Annotated in this window: 15 protein-coding genes; 2 read left to right on the forward strand and 13 right to left on the reverse strand. The window is 40.6% G+C overall.

Annotation, left to right across the window (positions count from 1 at the left end):
* Nucleotides 1-175: 175 nt before the first annotated feature.
* The 3 genes from ACSLUF_RS08605 to ACSLUF_RS08615 are packed head-to-tail and all read right to left on the reverse strand — an operon-like array spanning nt 176 to nt 2,509.
* Nucleotides 176-1,393: a GTP-binding protein gene (locus ACSLUF_RS08605; protein ID WP_435625705.1), complete on the reverse strand. Its 1,218-nt coding sequence runs from the start codon at nt 1,391-1,393 to the stop codon at nt 176-178.
* Between the two features lie 37 nt (nt 1,394-1,430).
* Entirely contained in the window at nt 1,431-2,081 is a 651-nt protein-coding gene (locus ACSLUF_RS08610; protein ID WP_435625706.1) for a DUF1826 domain-containing protein, read from the reverse strand.
* On the reverse strand, nt 2,078-2,509 hold the full coding sequence (locus ACSLUF_RS08615) for a MerC domain-containing protein (RefSeq protein WP_435625707.1): 432 nt from the start codon (nt 2,507-2,509) through the stop codon (nt 2,078-2,080). Before ACSLUF_RS08615 ends, ACSLUF_RS08610 begins: the two co-directional genes overlap by 4 nt.
* Nucleotides 2,510-2,597: 88 nt before the next feature.
* Here ACSLUF_RS08615 and ACSLUF_RS08620 point away from each other — a divergent pair, with 88 nt between their 5' ends.
* Entirely contained in the window at nt 2,598-2,984 is a 387-nt protein-coding gene (locus ACSLUF_RS08620; RefSeq protein ID WP_435625708.1) for a Fur family transcriptional regulator, read from the forward strand.
* Nucleotides 2,985-3,014: 30 nt separating this feature from the next.
* Here ACSLUF_RS08620 and ACSLUF_RS08625 read toward each other — a convergent pair whose 3' ends face one another.
* The 8 genes from ACSLUF_RS08625 to ggt all read right to left on the reverse strand — a co-directional run bounded on the left by ACSLUF_RS08625 (nt 3,015) and on the right by ggt (nt 14,167).
* Nucleotides 3,015-3,506: a PAS domain-containing protein gene (locus tag ACSLUF_RS08625; RefSeq protein WP_435625709.1), complete on the reverse strand. Its 492-nt coding sequence runs from the start codon at nt 3,504-3,506 to the stop codon at nt 3,015-3,017.
* 159 nt (nt 3,507-3,665) lie between these two features.
* Nucleotides 3,666-4,721: a helix-turn-helix domain-containing protein gene (locus tag ACSLUF_RS08630; RefSeq protein ID WP_435625710.1), complete on the reverse strand. Its 1,056-nt coding sequence runs from the start codon at nt 4,719-4,721 to the stop codon at nt 3,666-3,668.
* Between the two features lie 98 nt (nt 4,722-4,819).
* The gene (locus ACSLUF_RS08635; protein ID WP_435625711.1) at nt 4,820-5,923 is read right to left on the reverse strand and encodes a type 1 glutamine amidotransferase domain-containing protein; all 1,104 of its coding nucleotides are present in this window, start codon (nt 5,921-5,923) and stop codon (nt 4,820-4,822) included.
* Nucleotides 5,924-6,044: 121 nt separating this feature from the next.
* The gene (gene mog / locus ACSLUF_RS08640; protein ID WP_435625712.1) at nt 6,045-6,578 is read right to left on the reverse strand and encodes a molybdopterin adenylyltransferase; all 534 of its coding nucleotides are present in this window, start codon (nt 6,576-6,578) and stop codon (nt 6,045-6,047) included.
* A 9-nt stretch (nt 6,579-6,587) separates the two neighbouring features.
* Complete coding sequence (locus ACSLUF_RS08645) at nt 6,588-6,944, reverse strand: hypothetical protein (RefSeq protein ID WP_435625713.1); 357 nt, start codon at nt 6,942-6,944, stop codon at nt 6,588-6,590.
* Complete coding sequence (locus ACSLUF_RS08650; RefSeq protein WP_435625714.1) at nt 6,937-9,360, reverse strand: penicillin acylase family protein; 2,424 nt, start codon at nt 9,358-9,360, stop codon at nt 6,937-6,939. The genes ACSLUF_RS08645 and ACSLUF_RS08650 overlap by 8 nt, the downstream gene beginning before the upstream one ends.
* Nucleotides 9,361-9,389: 29 nt before the next feature.
* Complete coding sequence (locus tag ACSLUF_RS08655; RefSeq protein ID WP_435625715.1) at nt 9,390-12,419, reverse strand: WD40/YVTN/BNR-like repeat-containing protein; 3,030 nt, start codon at nt 12,417-12,419, stop codon at nt 9,390-9,392.
* A 50-nt stretch (nt 12,420-12,469) separates the two neighbouring features.
* Nucleotides 12,470-14,167, reverse strand: coding sequence for a gamma-glutamyltransferase (gene ggt, locus ACSLUF_RS08660; protein ID WP_435625716.1), 1,698 nt, complete (start codon nt 14,165-14,167; stop codon nt 12,470-12,472).
* Nucleotides 14,168-14,398: 231 nt separating this feature from the next.
* Between ggt and ACSLUF_RS08665 the strand changes: the two genes are divergently transcribed.
* Nucleotides 14,399-15,172: a 3-keto-disaccharide hydrolase gene (locus tag ACSLUF_RS08665; protein WP_435625717.1), complete on the forward strand. Its 774-nt coding sequence runs from the start codon at nt 14,399-14,401 to the stop codon at nt 15,170-15,172.
* A gap of 98 nt (nt 15,173-15,270) precedes the next feature.
* Here ACSLUF_RS08665 and ACSLUF_RS08670 read toward each other — a convergent pair whose 3' ends face one another.
* Both ACSLUF_RS08670 and ACSLUF_RS08675 read right to left on the reverse strand, forming a co-directional pair.
* Nucleotides 15,271-15,558, reverse strand: coding sequence for a hypothetical protein (locus tag ACSLUF_RS08670; RefSeq protein ID WP_435625718.1), 288 nt, complete (start codon nt 15,556-15,558; stop codon nt 15,271-15,273).
* Between the two features lie 105 nt (nt 15,559-15,663).
* Nucleotides 15,664-16,575, reverse strand: coding sequence for a phospholipase A (locus ACSLUF_RS08675; RefSeq protein WP_435625719.1), 912 nt, complete (start codon nt 16,573-16,575; stop codon nt 15,664-15,666).
* Nucleotides 16,576-16,693 lie beyond the last annotated feature (118 nt).

Genomic DNA, 16,693 nt, shown 5'->3' on the forward strand with positions numbered 1-16,693 from the left:
CCCATGGGTATTAGTTTAAACATTCTTTCGGATATTTCTTCAAGAAAAGAGTAAGCCTTTGGATATGAAAAAACTGTTCTGATTATTTCAAATAAAAAGCTGACTTTGTTTTACCGAAGCCAAAGAATTTTAGATGACGGTGCAAAAAAATCTATTTCCGTTAAAGTCTATTTTATTATAGTGCGTAGGTCGTGTTCATAGGCCATTTATCTGGATAACCTTCACGCCAATTTTGCGTTTCGAGTTCATCATCAGATGATAAACAATAATTAAGTTCTGCCCTAATTGCTGCCTCATCCATATTCTGACCGATAAATACGATTTCGTTTTTTCGGTCTCCAAACGTTTTGTCCCAACCTTCTTCAATCAAATCCTGGTTTTCGATATATGCTACGTACTGGATTCGTTTTTGAATAGGCATACTACTCCACCAAACCCCTGCGCTATGTGCTTTTAATGAACCTCCCGCTTGACCCCAAACCAGTGCTTGTTCTGGCCTTGAAGCCAACCAGAATAACCCTTTGCTTCGGATAATGTTCTTTGGGAATTCTTGGGCGAAGCGCAAAAATCGAACTGGGTCAAAAGGTTTTTTGGACTTAAAGACAAATGATGATATCCCATATTCCTCTGTTTCGGGAGTATGTTCGTCTTTTTCAAGTTCTTCAATCCAACCTGCACTTTGTTCTGCTTCCTCAAAATCAAAAAGTCCTGTATTTAGAATAGCTTCGGGCGCCACCTTACTGTAGGTCGATTCAATAATGCGCGCAGATGGGTTTAATTTTTGGATGGCACCCTTCAAAGTCTTCAAGTCTTCTGTAGTCACCAAGTCAGTTTTGTTCAAAATGATAACATTGGCGAATTCGACCTGGTCAGTCAACAAATCGGCAATAGTTCGGTCATCTCCATCCATATCGGTAAGGTCCCTATCCATCAATGTTTCGGGACTGCCAAAATCTTTGAAAAAGTTAAAGGCATCCACCACTGTTACCATGGTGTCGATGTAACTGAAACGTGACAGGTCGATGTCACTTTCTTCATCCACAAAAGAAAAGGTTTGGGCTACAGGTACCGGCTCACTGATACCGGTACTTTCTATAAGGAGGTAATCGAAACGGTTTTCTTTGGCCAATCGTTCCACTTCTATCATCAAGTCCTCCCGGAGGGTACAGCAAATACATCCATTGCTCATTTCCACCAGTTTTTCCTCTGTCCGGGAAAGGGTGTTTTCTTTCTTTACCAGTTCCGCATCTACATTGACCTCGCTCATATCATTTACGATGACGGCAACTTTTAACCCTTCTTTATTGTGCAATACATGATTGAGCAAGGTGGTTTTTCCTGCACCAAGAAATCCGCTCAAAACCGTAACGGGAAGTTTATTTTCTGTTCTCATATTTCGTATTAATTATCTATGCAATTTGATGTTTTTACTAATCCATTCTTGGGCAAGCCAAGGGTTCATTAACGTCAATTGTAAGCAATATTCGTTCCTTATCATCTTCCTCAATGTTGGGACTACAATGCAAAATAGGTGTAGACCCTTGATACAATGTCCCTTTTAAAATAACCACATCACCAGCATTAACTTGTCTGGCATGACTTTCATCAGCTAAAATCTTTTGATTACCTTTTCCAGTAAGGTATGCCTGTCTATCAACGGCATAGTCTGGCAACCATAGTGTACCCGGTCCATGATAAGTACAGAGCATCCTAAGTTGATTATGGTCTGCATGGAACCTAGGACACATGGTTGTCTTAACATTAACCAATGAGACCCGAAAAGAGGAAGATTCGGTGATTTTTTTAAACGATTTCAAAAGATATAGAACATCCTCCAAAAGGTCCATTTGTTCAGGCAGTTCACTGGTAAAATAGGTATTGAGGGAACTAGTAATTTCTTGTATTGAACCACTTTCGCAAAACTCCAGTGTGCATTGAGCAGCTTTCCTTAATCCTTCTCTCAAATGTTCGATTCCACGTTGACAAATCGCGATGTTTTTGGTTTTTAAGTGAATATCCTGCAGTAGTTCTATCTCATTGCCAATTACGGCGTTATCCTCTAAATTGGTGGATGATATCATCTATTACTGTTTTCTGGAGGGACATCCAACTTTACTTTTCTACAAAAGCGATGGTTATAGGCGTGTGCCAAAACCAAGACTATGGACCCGATATACATTAACCACTTACCTTGATGAAAATAAAAGGTTTCAGATAAAAGTCCAATTGAAAAAACTATCCATGCTATCCATAAAACCCGTTTTATTCCGGAGTGAGTGGTATGTTTTGCTGAGAACCAAACGGCAACCAGGCTTAAAATCAAGAATAGGTAATCCAATAATGCCCAAAAACCAGGTCCATGACTATGTGCACCCATGGTACCTTCCAAAAGGGGTCTGGCTACAAAAACCATTGGAGTCAGGGCACAGTGGATGGCACATAGACCACTGGCAACTACTCCCACCAAGTCTGAATAATTTAGTTTTTGTATTTGACTTGTACCCTGCATACTTTATTTTTGAGACTGTAAATACGATTATGTTGCAAAAATACTCAAACTATTTGTTATTGCAACTAAGTCGCAATAAATTTGCCGAATGGGTATCATCAGAAAAACCAAGTCAGTTAAATTATTGCTTGAAGAGATTACGCAGAACAAAACTGCTATATCTACCCGTGAGCTGGTGGAAAGACTTCAGCTTAAAATGAATAAATCAACCGTTTACAGAATACTTGAACGTTTGGAGGATGATGGCTTATTACATTCGTTCACAGGGCAGGACGGTCTTACATGGTATGCCATAAATAATGACAGCGGTAATTCACACTCAGATAACCTTACAACCCATCCCCATTTTCAATGTCGAGATTGCGGGAAAACAGAGTGTCTTCCTATCGATGTTTCCGTTCCAGAAGTTGCTGAGCATAGCATAGAGTCTGTTTCTCTCCTACTTGTCGGCAAATGTGCAGATTGTATTCGCTAAGGTTTTATAAATCCCCTTATTTAAATGACCTTAGGCTGCAACTTGTTCCTTCTCCATAGCTAGAAAATGGGTCACTTTTTTATTGCTGTTATAGAGGGGCAAGACATCAATATGACATAGGTATTCCTCCCCATTCTTCCTATAGTTAACAAGTGATTTGGAAAACCTTTTCTGCTGTTTTATCAACAATCGAATTTCCTCCTTTGTTTCCTGCGATGTTTTTTTTCCCTGCAAAAAACTAGGTTTTCTTCCAATTGCAAAGCTTTTGGAATAACCTGTCATTTCTCGAAACCCATTGTTGACCCATATGATATTCTTATTGGTATCGGTGACAACCAAAGCCTCGTAATTGGAATTTTGCAAAACCTCTCTGACGGATGTTGCTACATCCCTTTTAAGGACTTCCCTTAATTCGGATAGCTCATTGTCTAGTTTTAGCTTTTTGCATAAGTCCCTATAATTTTGAAGATAAAAATCTAGGCTTTGTATCGGTGATACATAGGTTTTTTTATTGTTTTCCATGGTGGTCTTAACGTATTGGCCCTTTAAAGTAACACAAATTCTATCACAATTACATAAGATCAAACAGGTTTCCGTTAACAAAAAATAAATTCAAGGGTAATCGTAAAGGCAATGATAAGGCCGTAAGTGAATAACTAGTCAAAACTGGGGAAATTCAGTTTACGCCACAGTTCCTTTTTTCCTAAAAGAAGATGGGGTTGTTCCCTCAAACTTTTTGAATGCACTATTAAATGAAGATAAACTGCTAAACCCCACATCAAAGGCAATGGAGGAAATGGTATACTTATCCTTTTCTATATTTCCCAGCATTTTTTTGGAATCTTGAATACGGTAAAAATTGATATAGTCATTGAAGTTGCGTTTACCATGTTCATTTACAGCCAACGATATTTGTTGTGTACTTTTCCCTAGCATCTCACTTAACTTGGTTAAGGATAAATCAGACTCTAGGTATAATCTTTCACCAACAACCATTTTGGTAATGGCTTCAAAAAGATGATTCGTACTGTTCTCCTTAAATACTTTACCATCTAAATCGGTAGCCCTTAGTTGAAATGCTTTATAGGTCAAAAAGTAAATCACCCCAGAATACACTATAGGCCCAACAACATAAGGAACCGCCTCATCCAAAATATTAAGGACATAAGTACCCCAGATTAGGGCAAATCCAATCAGGACCAAAAATAACCAGCGGAATACAGCCTTTTGAGATTTAGTTTGTTCTTCCCTTGAATATCTTTTCATTGCCAACCGAAACTCACGCCACGCTAAACCGATATAAAAGGCCAAGTGGAGATAGATGAAAATGAGTCCGCTGGCGAACACCACCACCGTCCATTCACTATTCTCGTACCATCTTCGTGTGACAAATAGGCTGGCTCCAAAAATCAAGGCAAAAGGGGCCAACTCCAAAAAGTGCATTTTATGCAATTTAAATTCAGCATTGGTCATAGAAAGTACATACCAACGTAGAAGCGGGCCAATCAGCAATAAAAAAGTTAGTCCAATAAAAATAAAAATGGGTTCCAAACCTTCCCCAAAATTAAGCAGCACAGATTTTCCAATCCGAAACGCCATAAAGATTAAAATCAACCCCAAAAGCTGATTGGACAGACTTTTTTTCTTTTTAAAAAAAATAAGATATAGGGCGAAGAGCATTCCATGCAGGAGTCCTGCACTACTAATAAGAATTAATGCTACATCGAGTACCTTCAAAGGTTATCGTTTTATCTAAAATAAACATATTTACTGGGTTAAGGCACATAAACTCTATAGAGTCATGCGCCTTTAATTTGGTGTGCCCTATTTGGGAATCATCCTTTTTGGGCCATTTTTTTTGTGTAGGATGTCAAGCCCACCAAACCAAAAAATCGGCTAATGTCCCCTTGCATTGCAGCAATTATGCTATGTTTTGCGATGAGTACACGTTCTACCTCCATTTTCTTTTCACCATACATTTGTTCAACCAAGGTCTTCGCCTTTTCAGAACCTGAAGTCTCATAAGCAATCAAAACCTCTACGGCATTTTCCTCGGAGGTCAGCATCCTGTATTTAGGTACATAACCCATTTCTTGGACCATGGTTTCAGCCATTTTCCAAGTGGACCATGGATTTTGCCCGGTTACCAAATTCTTTTCATGACTTATCTTTTCCAAATACATAGCGCCTTCATTGAAATGTGCACCTTGAGCTTCCAATTCATCTTGCAGTAGAAATGGAAAGACGTCTTTGGCATCGGGTATAAGTAATAACTCTTCGTCATTGGTAAAACCGCTAACGTTTTTGTTTTGTAACAAATGCTGACCGTTATCCAAGGTGACATTGACCAAGGCTGCAGGACCATGACATACCGCACCCACCACTCTATCAGATTGATAAAGCTCTCGAACAATATTCTGAATGTCCATATTCTCAGGAAAATCAAACATCGCTCCCTTGCCTCCTACAAAAAAAACAGCTTGATACTCCGATGGGACAATTTGTTCCACCGGAATGGTATTTTTGGCTTTGTATTGCGCGTCTTTGTCGTTTAAAAAGGCAAAATCAAATTCGCCCATGTCCTCATCATCAATGATTACCTTGGGCTCGCCCCCTTTCGGACTGGCAATGTCCACTTCAAACCCGTTGGCTTGGAATACATAATAGGCGCGTGATAGTTCGGTAAGTTCGTATCCTGTACTTTTACCACTAGTTCCCATGGTTGTTGCGCTGGTAACAACAGCAAGTACTCTGCCCCTATTTGCCGGTATATCTTGGGTAAGGTAGGTTAATTCGCTAGGCTTTACCTTGGTGGGGTCGTATTGGTCATCTTTTTTAGGGATAAGACTCATAAACCACAAGCCAAAACCAAATAGCAGGAGTATCAAAGAAGCGAGTCCAACTAGACTCCATTTCAGGATAGGATATTTCTTAAGCATCGTTTTGAATTTAGAATTATGCCACGAAATAAGACCACATCCTTTATAGAAACTGTCGAAATGATAATTCCGTCAGAGTAAAGTATAATTTTTTGGGAAGCTGATTGAGTTAAGTTATGGTCTACCGTTGACCAGGTCGAAATATTTTCATTGTTTCAGGATTCGATTCCAAATAAGGTCCTCCTATCAAATCAATACAATAGGGAATTGCGGGAAATATGGCCTCCAAACATTCTTGAATGGCCTTTGGCTTTCCAGGTAGATTTACAATTAATGTATTCCCACGGATTCCGGCAGTCTGTCGGGAAAGAATGGCAGTGGGGACATACTGCAAGCTTACTTGCCGCATCTGTTCCCCAAATCCAGGAAGTAATTTTTCACAGACAGCCATGGTTGCTTCGGGAGTCACATCCCGAACTGCGGGCCCTGTTCCACCTGTTGTAACGATTAAGCAACAAGCATTTTTATCAGCCATATCAATCATTTCTTTTTCCAACAAGTCTTGTTCATCAGGAATAACGGCATACTCCGCTTCCCAAGGACTAGTTAGCCATAGATTCAAAAGTCGTTTCACTTCCTTACCCGGTAAATCCTCATATTCGCCACGACTGGCCCGGTCTGACACATTGATAATACCAATTTTTATTTTTCCCATGTATCTCCTTTATCTTTTGGCACCCATTAAAACAATCTGTTTTCCGAAAATAGCTGCAATACCTGCTGCCAATCCTCCTACTACTCCGGTAACCAAAATAAGCAAATACGGATTACCCCCTATTTGTAGCAATTGGGATATCTTTTTTGCTAGAATAAAATCATTCGCACTACTCAATACGAAACTGTGGATGGCCCAATACAAAAGTATGGCTAGAAAGGGTACAAAAAACACAGCTGCTCTGTTGAGTGGTAGAAACAAGGAAGTGATCAATGCTGCAGTCATTACCGACCACCAGGGTAGAAAAAATGAGAATATCACGGCCAATGCTATCGTCACTAAGAAATTAATAGTGTTCTTATTCATGATTTGCTGGTGTTAAGGTTAGTGTACCAATTATTGAATTATCAGCTTCGTTAGACTGTAAAAAATTAAGAGTGTGATAGTTGCCTGCGGCCCAATCGTCAATAAAATTATCATAGTACTGACTTCCTGGATTACCTGATTGTCCTCCAGGATATACGCCCAAAGCGGTTGGTGGGCTGGTCATTTCCACAATCATTCTCCATGAAGGACCGTGATTTTTAGAAGTAGCATTAACTATATTTCGGTCCCCACCAATAGGAATATCAAATCTGGAAAAAGCAGGTAGCGCTTGCAATAAATGACCTACATAAGTGCCTTTGTAATTGCCCCAAGCGTAATCCCCATCTTCCTGTTTTATCTCTTTTAACCGCTTTACCGCTTCCTTAAAAGAAATCAGAAAAAGGTCTTTGGCGGTTTCTGTTTTATCCTCTGTAGCCACTATATCCATGAATTCATGGTCTCCATAATTCTTTAATAGATAAATGGTTTGATAGGTATACGGTGATGTCAATGCAGTATCCTCATCATCAAATTCATCCCAAAGTATCTTGTACAACTCGGCATACCATTGGCGCCATATACTAGGTCCTACTTCATCTATATCATTGTTGAATTTCCAAGTTTTGATTTCCTCATAGACTGTTTTCTCATCTTCGGATAGCGAAGAAACATTCATTTGTTCCAACATATAAGGCAAGAGTTCTTCTGCCTTGAGGTTATGATTGTTGTTATGCAAATCTTTAAAATCTTCAACACTGAACTTATCCTTAGAGCCGAAGAATGAATTAATCACCCGATTTCTATAGGTTTCATAACCATCGTTGAAAACGTAGTAAGGATAGTTTTCGTCCACGGGATGTTGGTTAGCTGAACTGACAAAACCACGTTCCGGATTTTTGGTATGCGCATTGAACTTCTGTGGAATATAGGATTGCCAATCATTTTCAGGATTGCTGCCATCCATTAGAAATTTACCCTGGCCTTCCCATTTATTGGGAAATTTTCCTTGTATCCACAAAGCGATATCCCCTTCCGTAGAGGCAAACACAAAATTCTGGGCAGGCGCATTCCAATACTGTAAAGCATTGACGTAATCCTCATAGTTTTTTGCCTTGTTCAGTTCTATAAACGTTTTCTGATTGTTCCCTCCATCATGCCCAATCCATCGCATGGCATAGCCGGAGCGCTCATTGTCGGATTTAAAGTTTTTATCATAGACCACAGGACCATGATGTGTATATAAAACCGAATCTTTATAACTTTCTTTACCTCGTATCCCGATTTCTTCTACTCTCAGGGTGACATCCTTCCATTCCCCATTATAGTTGTATTGCGTTCGGTCATTATTGAATTCAATTTTGTACCAATCAATAACATCCCTCGTCGCATTGGTTTCGCCCCAAGCAATGTACTGGTTGAAACCTGAAATTACGCTCAAAGCCCCAGGAATGGTAGCCCCAAAGGCATTCTGGTTAGGAGTGCTTAATTGCATGACAAACCAAGTAGATGGGAGTTTGAGTCCCAGATGCGGGTCATTGGCCAATATGGGATTACCCGTAACTGACTTAGCTCCAGAAACCGCCCAGTTGTTGCTCCCATTATCCGGATGTGGTTTGCCCATCGTTTCAACAATGGTATCCAAAACAACCTTGCTCGCCGGTAAATCAGTTTGAGGGACGTCGATAAAGCTCCAATCCGTATCTGTTGGAATTACCGGTTCCGTAATGTCAAAAAAGTCAGGAAACAGCAAATTGAAATTATCCTCTCCAATCATTCGAAGAACATTGGTGTATTCAAGGTCATCGTCATATCCTGCCAGCATCTTGGTCATATACATCAACAGTAATGCTGTTTTTTTAGCGGTCCATGCTTCAGGTTCGTAATCCAAAAGTTTGTATTCCACAGGGTAATCCTCTGGGTCGAGTTGATTTATATATGCATTTACCCCATCTGCGTAATCCTGAACAAATTCTAGAGTTTTGGTATCGTGTTGTTCCATGTAAGCAATCGCTTGTTCAGCCCCATAACCCATTCCTCGTCGCCTTTCGGTTCTGTCATATTCCAAGGCACCTTCTCCAAAAATTTCCGATAGCCGTCCGGCAGCTGCATGGGTTTGGAACTCCAATTGCCAAAGACGATGTTTTGCAGTTAGGTATCCTTGGGCTTTATACAAGTCGTGTTCGTTTTGGGCAAACACATGTGGAATCATAAGTTCGTCATAATGCACTGTGATTTTTTCCTTTAGACCTGGGATTAAGATTTCACCTGTGATGATTTCATCTGTCTCATTTTGCCATATACCAGAACTGGGGTTTAAAAACTTTCCTAGAGGTGGAATAGCACCCAATTTGGTATTTAAAGCATAAAAAATTCCAATCGTCAGTAAAAGGGAAATGAGAAGCTTTGTGTATTTCATTTCGTGTATCTATTAAAAGAACTTACCATTTATTGAACCTTATTTTTAATTCCAGCAAACATTGTTTTCAATTCATTGTAACGCGCTATCACATCTTCTCCAACAACTTGATCAGCACTATTGACCATATAATAGATATATGAAATTTGAGCCACCAACATTTGCTGGGGATAGGCACCTTCGTCATTTTTTAATTCTTTCAAAGCCATTTCGATGTTTTCCAGTTTAGCGCTATCTGCATCCTCCAACTCCAATTTTTTGGCTTCCTTTTCCAATTGGTGCTCCAATTGCCTCGCTTCTGTCAGCAGGTTTAGGATACTACGCTGCATGCTATGCTGCTTTTCAAACAATTCTGGAGTCATACCCTCATCTTTAACTCGAGGGTCCGGCAAAATTTCAAAATCCTGCATCCTACTTGTATCACCTATAGTAAGTTTGGCAGTATACCACCCTGGCGGCACCATAGGTCCATTCTTGTAACGCCTTTTTTCTTCTTTGTGCCAAGGCCCTTTTTCCCGTAAATCCCATTCAAACCGATTTAGGCCTTTCTTGGTTTTCAGCTTTGTATTGACGTAGCGAAAAGTGGTGCTTAAATCCATATTCTCTTCCTCACTGACTGATGATTTCAAAAGAGTGCTATCACTTAAGATGGTAACCAAAGTTTCTTTATTAGCATCCAGAATCTCCAGCTGCAAACCTTCGGTTTTTTCCGCCAAGTAATAATCAATATAGACCGCTGTTCTTGGATATTTAGGGAAACTTCCGCCTGTTCTCACTTTTGGGTATCGATAACGAATGGTATTATCAGGTTTAAAAAGGTGAGGTTTCTTTTCCGAAGAAGTTATAGCAGCATCGCGCAAGGCGGTTATATCATCCAAAATCCAAAATCCGCGACCCATGGTACTTAGTACCAAGTCACCTCGAAAAATCTTAATATCGGTTATGGGAGTAACAGGGAGGTTCTGTTGAAAAGATTGCCAGGAATCACCATCATTCAACGAAACAAACATACCATATTCTGTACCTGCATATAGCAATCCAGGTTTAACTGGGTCCTCGCGCAAAACTCGTGAGGTATGGTCACTCGGAATACCATTGGATACTGTACTTAGTAATTTCCAATTAGAACCATAATCAGTAGTTTTATAAATATAAGGTTTGGCATCGCCCAATAAATGCCTATCCACGGCAATATAGGCTGTAGCCATATCATGATGAGAAGCAGCTATGGACTCCACTCTACCCCCTTTGGGCAATTTCTTCGGGGTGACATTCTGCCAAGTTTTACCTCCATCTTGAGTTACAGAAACCACGCCATCATTGGAACCCGTCCAAATCAATCCTTCTTTTAAAGGGGACTCTCGGATGGAGTATAACGTGCTATAATACTCTTCGCCGGTGATATCCCGTGTGATGGGACTTCCTGAAATTACCTGTTTATCCGCCTCGAAAGCAGTTAAGTCTGGTGAAATGGTTTCCCAGGAGTACCCATCGGAATCTGTTTTGTGCAAGAATTGCGACCCATGATAGACCACATCAGGATTGTGAGGGGAGACATGTACCGGTGCAACACGCTGAAAACGATATTTTAAATCCTTCGGATTGTGTCCATAAATATTGCTAGCGCCAACATAATAACTTTTTTCAACACCTGTCAGTTTATTAAAAACTCCAAAACGCCCTTTGCAATTCGCATACACAATATTGTGATTTCCAGGTTTAGGTACGGCCGGACCGGTTTCGCAACCTCCAGTGTTGATAACCCAAGCCGAACCTGGGTTTTGCACTCCACTTGGTGGAAAACTGGGAACCGCAATGGTTGTATAGTTATCTTGTTGCCCCGCATATAACCAATATGGATATTGGTCATCCACTTCCACTTGATACAATTCAGCGGTAGACTGATTGAACTGCGTAGACCATGTCTTGCCTCCATTAAAACTTACATTGGCTCCACCGTCATTCGCCTGAATCAATAGTCCTGGGTTGTTTGGATTTAACCAGATATCATGATTGTCTCCATGGGGAACACTCATTTCTTTCCAAGTTTTTCCACCATCTTCTGATTTTATAAGCGGATTTGCATTGGAATACACGATTTCTGGATTTGTGGGGTCGAGCTCAACATTCGTGTAATAAAAAGGTCGATTCACCAAGCGTATATCATCAGAAACATGTTTAAAAGATTTTCCTTGATTTATGGATTTATACAATCCTTGTTTCCCCTCTGGTGCTTCAACAATAGCATAAACAATGCTCGAATTGACCTGTGAAACTGCCAAGTCAATCTTACCAATAGTACCTTCGGGTAGTCCTTTTTTCAGTTTAATCCAGTCTTTACCTCCATTTACAGATTTGTAGATTCCTCCCTCATCTGCGGAGCCTCCCGATATGATAGTCCAAGGTTTCCGTTCGGCTTTCCATGCCGCGGCGTAAACAACATTTGGATTCCCGGGCAAAAGTTCAATGTCGGCAAAGCCTACCTTATTAGAGACAAATAGAACCTTTTCCCAATTTTTCCCTCCATCTGTAGTTTTATAGACACCCCGTTCTGGGTTACTCTTAAAAGCATTGCCAATGGCTGCCACCCAAACCACATTACTATTGGTGGGGTCAATTTCAACTGCTCCAATTTGACCCACATTCTTTAACCCAATATGTTCCCATGTTTTACCTGCATCAATGGATTTGTACATGCCTTTACCACTTATCACATTACTTCGGAGTCCGTCGGAGCCCGTTCCGACATATACTATGTTCGGGTCGTTCTCCGCTACTTGTATGGCGCCTATGGACGGAGTATCGAAAAACCCATCAGAAACATTGTTCCATGAGGTGCCATAATCCGTAGATTTCCAAACACCTCCTCCAGATGCTCCTAAATAAAAGGTGCCTGGTTCCTGAGCCACCCCAGTTACGGTTGTGACACGGCCACCACGGGCCGGACCAACAGTACGGTATTCCAGCGCATCAAAATTTTGAGAGAACAGGCTTGTCCCAAAGGCAAGAAATGAAAAGAAAAGTAGGTTTAAACGTAAAAGCAATTTCTTATCAGTCATAGGATTTAATTGTGTTGAAATAATAGGAGGTTTGATTTTTTTAAATAAACTTAATAACCCGCAGCTTGCCCATCCTTTCTGGATTCTGAAGCTCCTGCATATACTTTATTTTCTACATCGATTCCGATGGCTTGGTATCCACCAAACATTCCCACTCCAAAACCAATACGGTGACCTTTTTTTCGTAACTCACGTAGGGTTTCCATGGGAAATCCACTTTCCAGGAACAAGGTACCCCCATTCGTCATGATGGAACCAGTGGGTTGCGAGCTACCTCGATGGCGGATTCGTGGAGCGTCCCCCGCTTCTTGCAAGTTCATACCAAAATCAACAACATTAATTACAATCTGGGCATGACCTTGAGGCTGTACCGCTCCTCCCATAAGGCCAAAACTCACCCAGGGTTTTCCATCCTTAGTGATAAATGCCGGTATGATGGTATGAAAAGGTCGCTTTCCAGGTTCCAGGGCATTAGCGTGGTTTTTATCCTGGACATTGAACATCTGTCCACGATTCTGAAGTACAAATCCCAATCCGTCAGGCACCATTCCCGAAGCAAATTCAGAATAAATACTTTGAATAAATGAAACCACATTCCCTTCTTTATCGGCAACCGTCAAATAGGTTGTGTTACCAGTTTCTATTTCCATATCACCAGCTGGATAAGTACTGGCAGCCTTATCCAAATCAATGAGGTTTCTTCTTTCTGTAGCATATTCATCCGACAACAAGGCTTTCAAAGGAATTTTGTTGAATTCAGGGTCTGCGTAAAATTTGGCCCGATCTTCATAGGCCAACTTTTTGGCTTCCGTAAGGACATGCAAATATTCAGCACTGCCGAATCCCATGCTGGCAATATCATATCCTTCCAGTATATTCAACATTTGTAGAGCGGCAGTACCTTGTCCGTTGGGAGGGAGTTCCCAAACATCATAACCACGATAGTTTACCGAAACAGGTTCTATCCAATCCGAGGTATGGCTCGCCAAATCCTCATAGGATAAAAAGCCCCCATGCTTTTTCATGAACTTGTCAATGGTCTTCGCAATGTCACCTTTATAAAAAGCGTCACGTCCTTTCTTTCCAATCTGTTCATAGGTGTTGGCCAAATCTGGATTTTGAAAGACCTCCCCTTTAATTGGAGGTTTTCCAGAAGGCATATAGGTCTGTGCAAAACCGGGTTGGTCCTTTAATCCCTCATAATTCGATGCCATTTCATAAGCAATAACCTCAGATACCGGAAACCCATTTCTACCATAATCAATGGCAGGTTGTAAAATATCCTCCATTGGAATACGTCCAAACTTTTCATGCAGCATAAACCAGCCATCCACGCAACCTGGCACGGAAACCGGCAACGGACCATAGAAGGGAACGTATTTCATTTCCCTTTCCATGAAATAATCAATGGATAATGCTTTTGGCGCACGACCACTTCCGTTCAAACCGTATAATTTCTCTTCTTTAGCTGACCAGACAATGGCAAAAACATCTCCGCCAATACCACAACTGGCTGGTTCTACCAATCCGAGCACTGCATTAGCAGCTATAGCAGCATCTATGGCACTTCCACCTTTTTTCAGAATATCCAAAGCGACTTGGGTAGCTAAAGGTTGGCTCGTCGCTGCCATTCCATTTTGAGCCAAAACTTCAGAACGTGTTGTAAAAGTTTCGCCAGTTAATCGGTCTTGGGCATTCGTCGTGGTTCCAAGAATAAACCAGGCAAGAATGAAAGGTAAAAATTTCATTTTCAATTGTTTGGTAGTTGAATTGTGTTTGAGTAGTTATCCCAAACTTGGTAGCTCTTGGATGAGCCTTGTTTCGTGCTTTTAAATATAGCGATAGTGGACTGAAATCACCTAGTGAATTGAAAAAAAGTGGATTCGGAAGTACAGCATCGAACCGATTAAATTTATTATCGGATTGTATGTGGCCTGAATTTGAAGTAACATTGTATCCGCCGTATTTAAAACTAAAAAATGGGAAGAAATATCCTTTTAGGTTCACTGCTATTTTTCTTTTTTATCATTTCCTGCAAAACGGATAAAAAATCCGAGGGCGCCACTTGGCGAACTAAAAAATGGGTTGCGGAAAACCAGGTTCACAATCAGCTATTGGAAATCGAAAAAGAACAAGGTTGGTCTTTGCTTTTTGATGGAGAGACCTTAGAGGGTTGGCATCTGTATAACAAACCGGACTCAACAAGGTTTTCGGCATGGGAAGTACGTGATGGTACTCTGTTTTGTAATGCTACAGATGAAAATCGAGTGTTCGGGGATTTGGTCACGGACAAAGAATACGAAAACTACGAGCTGGTATTTGAATGGCAAATGGGGCTACGCGGAAATGGTGGGGTTTTTATCAATGTTCAAGAATCCCCCGATTTTAGGGCTACCTATCAAACGGGACCGGAATACCAATTGTTGGAACCTGCCCATTCGGACACAAACACTCCTATGAAAAGAGCGGGTTGTCTTTGGGGATTGTCGCCACAGTTAAATTCTGTAGAAGCCAAACCTGTTGGACAGTGGAATACCTCCAAAATTATCCAGCAAAATGGAAAAATTGAATTCTACCTTAATGGCAAACTGACCGCTGCGGAAGATTTCACTTCAAAAGAATGGGCAGATAAAATTGCAACCTCCCGTTTTAAGGATATAACTGGTTTTGGAAAGGCAACCCGTGGTAAAATCGCGCTTCAAAACTGGTATTTTGATTCTTGGTTCCGAAATATGAAGATTCGGGAGCTATAACTTTGCACTCATTTCAATCACTCTTATGCAACTTGAATTAAAACCATCCTCACTAGGGTCGAAAATATTTGATTTTGTAAGATAGCTGTGGTTCTGACCTACCCCAATATAATACTACCAAAAATAATCAATAGGTTCAGCACTGTGCTAGCCACAAGTAATCTATAGATTACAATAGGTTTTTGAACAGTAAGTATGGCCGCGTTATGGGCACTACAGATAAGTACGGACAACATGACAAGGGCCATTGGAAGTAGACCATTTGACAGACTTAGTACCAAAAGTACTGCAATACTTCCCAAGCAGGTCGACAAAATAATTCCTAGGGAAGAGTATCCTGTAATATTTTGAACAAAATCGTTTTTGATGTGTGATAAAGCAGTCATAAGCTTTGTTATTTAAAAATTCAAATCAAAACTACAGGGAGTATCTAGCTTATTTTATGATAATTATCAGGTTCCCGGGCTCTGATATCGCTCGTATTGTAGCGGTTAGCGCCAACGTATTAAGGAGAATCCTAAGCCGATGGTGGTTTGCTTATGGTTGAAATCAATAAGGTTTTCCCCATATCCATGAAAAACCTGGGCATGTAGATACAGGTAGTCCAGTATGCCAAAGGAGTAATCCAATCGAAAACTACCGCGATTGTTATCTCCAAATTTTAAGGAATGCCTTAGCGCCAGACTTACGGAATGTTTGTTCTTGGAAAAGGCAGTCAACAGCTCAGCTCGACCTACAAAGTCCTCAATGTTGGGATTATTGTCTTCCACTGCCTCCTCCTGAATCCGTATCCAAGGATTGAGTACAATACTCCAATTATTGGTCTCCCAACCCATTTGGAACATAATTCGATTCCAACTTCTGGAAAATGGATTGGACCGTCCGTTACTTTGGTGATTATATCCAGCGGCCAAATAAGTCCCATCCAATCCTAAAAATTTATAGGATACTGGAAATACTAATAGCAATTCGGGTTCATAATTGGTTTCCCTAAAGGGTCTAGAGATAAGTGCATTATAAAACTGCCATTTGGATAACTGGGTATATGCTGCCCAAATATCCACTTTTTGTTTTTTGTTCTTATTGAGTCGAGCTATTCGGGTTTTGAAACTTAGCTGGAAGGTTAGTTCCGCATTATTGAACTCTGTAGGTGTATCGACCGTATTTAATGGGTTTTCACTTTGGGGAACATTATTAATGTTATCGATATAATTGATGGGCAGCAAATACACCGGCTTGTATGGGAGGATTCTGAACGATTTAACGGTATCATTTTGAACCAACCATCTTTCAGACAAACTGTTCCCATCGAGGGGTATTAAAGACTTATCCTGTTGACCATAACCCTCAAACAACAAGATAAATACTAGAATTGGGAGAAGTATTTTGGATGTTGGGCTCATGGTTTGGTTGTTAAGGCGTAAAGTTTAGGCTCCCAAACTGTTACAATTCCTGATTTACAAAGTATAAAAAATCGTAGAAATCGATACTGTTGTTGGGCCCTACCCTGCCCGCTCATAG

The sequence above is a fragment of the Flagellimonas sp. genome (assembly GCF_965601775.1).
In the GTDB taxonomy this organism is placed as follows: domain Bacteria; phylum Bacteroidota; class Bacteroidia; order Flavobacteriales; family Flavobacteriaceae; genus Flagellimonas.

Bases quoted from the DNA above. Each gene is read 5' to 3' on its own strand.
- ACSLUF_RS08605 (WP_435625705.1), bottom strand. From the start codon at position 1,393: ATGAGAACAGAAAATAAACTTCCCGTTACGGTTTTGAGCGGATTTCTT.
- ACSLUF_RS08610 (WP_435625706.1), bottom strand. From the start codon at position 2,081: ATGATATCATCCACCAATTTAGAGGATAACGCCGTAATTGGCAATGAG.
- ACSLUF_RS08615 (WP_435625707.1), bottom strand. From the start codon at position 2,509: ATGCAGGGTACAAGTCAAATACAAAAACTAAATTATTCAGACTTGGTG.
- ACSLUF_RS08620 (WP_435625708.1), top strand. From the start codon at position 2,598: ATGGGTATCATCAGAAAAACCAAGTCAGTTAAATTATTGCTTGAAGAG.
- ACSLUF_RS08625 (WP_435625709.1), bottom strand. From the start codon at position 3,506: ATGGAAAACAATAAAAAAACCTATGTATCACCGATACAAAGCCTAGAT.
- ACSLUF_RS08635 (WP_435625711.1), bottom strand. From the start codon at position 5,923: ATGCTTAAGAAATATCCTATCCTGAAATGGAGTCTAGTTGGACTCGCT.
- mog (WP_435625712.1), bottom strand. From the start codon at position 6,578: ATGGGAAAAATAAAAATTGGTATTATCAATGTGTCAGACCGGGCCAGT.
- ACSLUF_RS08645 (WP_435625713.1), bottom strand. From the start codon at position 6,944: ATGAATAAGAACACTATTAATTTCTTAGTGACGATAGCATTGGCCGTG.
- ACSLUF_RS08650 (WP_435625714.1), bottom strand. From the start codon at position 9,360: ATGAAATACACAAAGCTTCTCATTTCCCTTTTACTGACGATTGGAATT.
- ACSLUF_RS08655 (WP_435625715.1), bottom strand. From the start codon at position 12,419: ATGACTGATAAGAAATTGCTTTTACGTTTAAACCTACTTTTCTTTTCA.
- ggt (WP_435625716.1), bottom strand. From the start codon at position 14,167: ATGAAATTTTTACCTTTCATTCTTGCCTGGTTTATTCTTGGAACCACG.
- ACSLUF_RS08665 (WP_435625717.1), top strand. From the start codon at position 14,399: ATGGGAAGAAATATCCTTTTAGGTTCACTGCTATTTTTCTTTTTTATC.
- ACSLUF_RS08670 (WP_435625718.1), bottom strand. From the start codon at position 15,558: ATGACTGCTTTATCACACATCAAAAACGATTTTGTTCAAAATATTACA.
- ACSLUF_RS08675 (WP_435625719.1), bottom strand. From the start codon at position 16,575: ATGAGCCCAACATCCAAAATACTTCTCCCAATTCTAGTATTTATCTTG.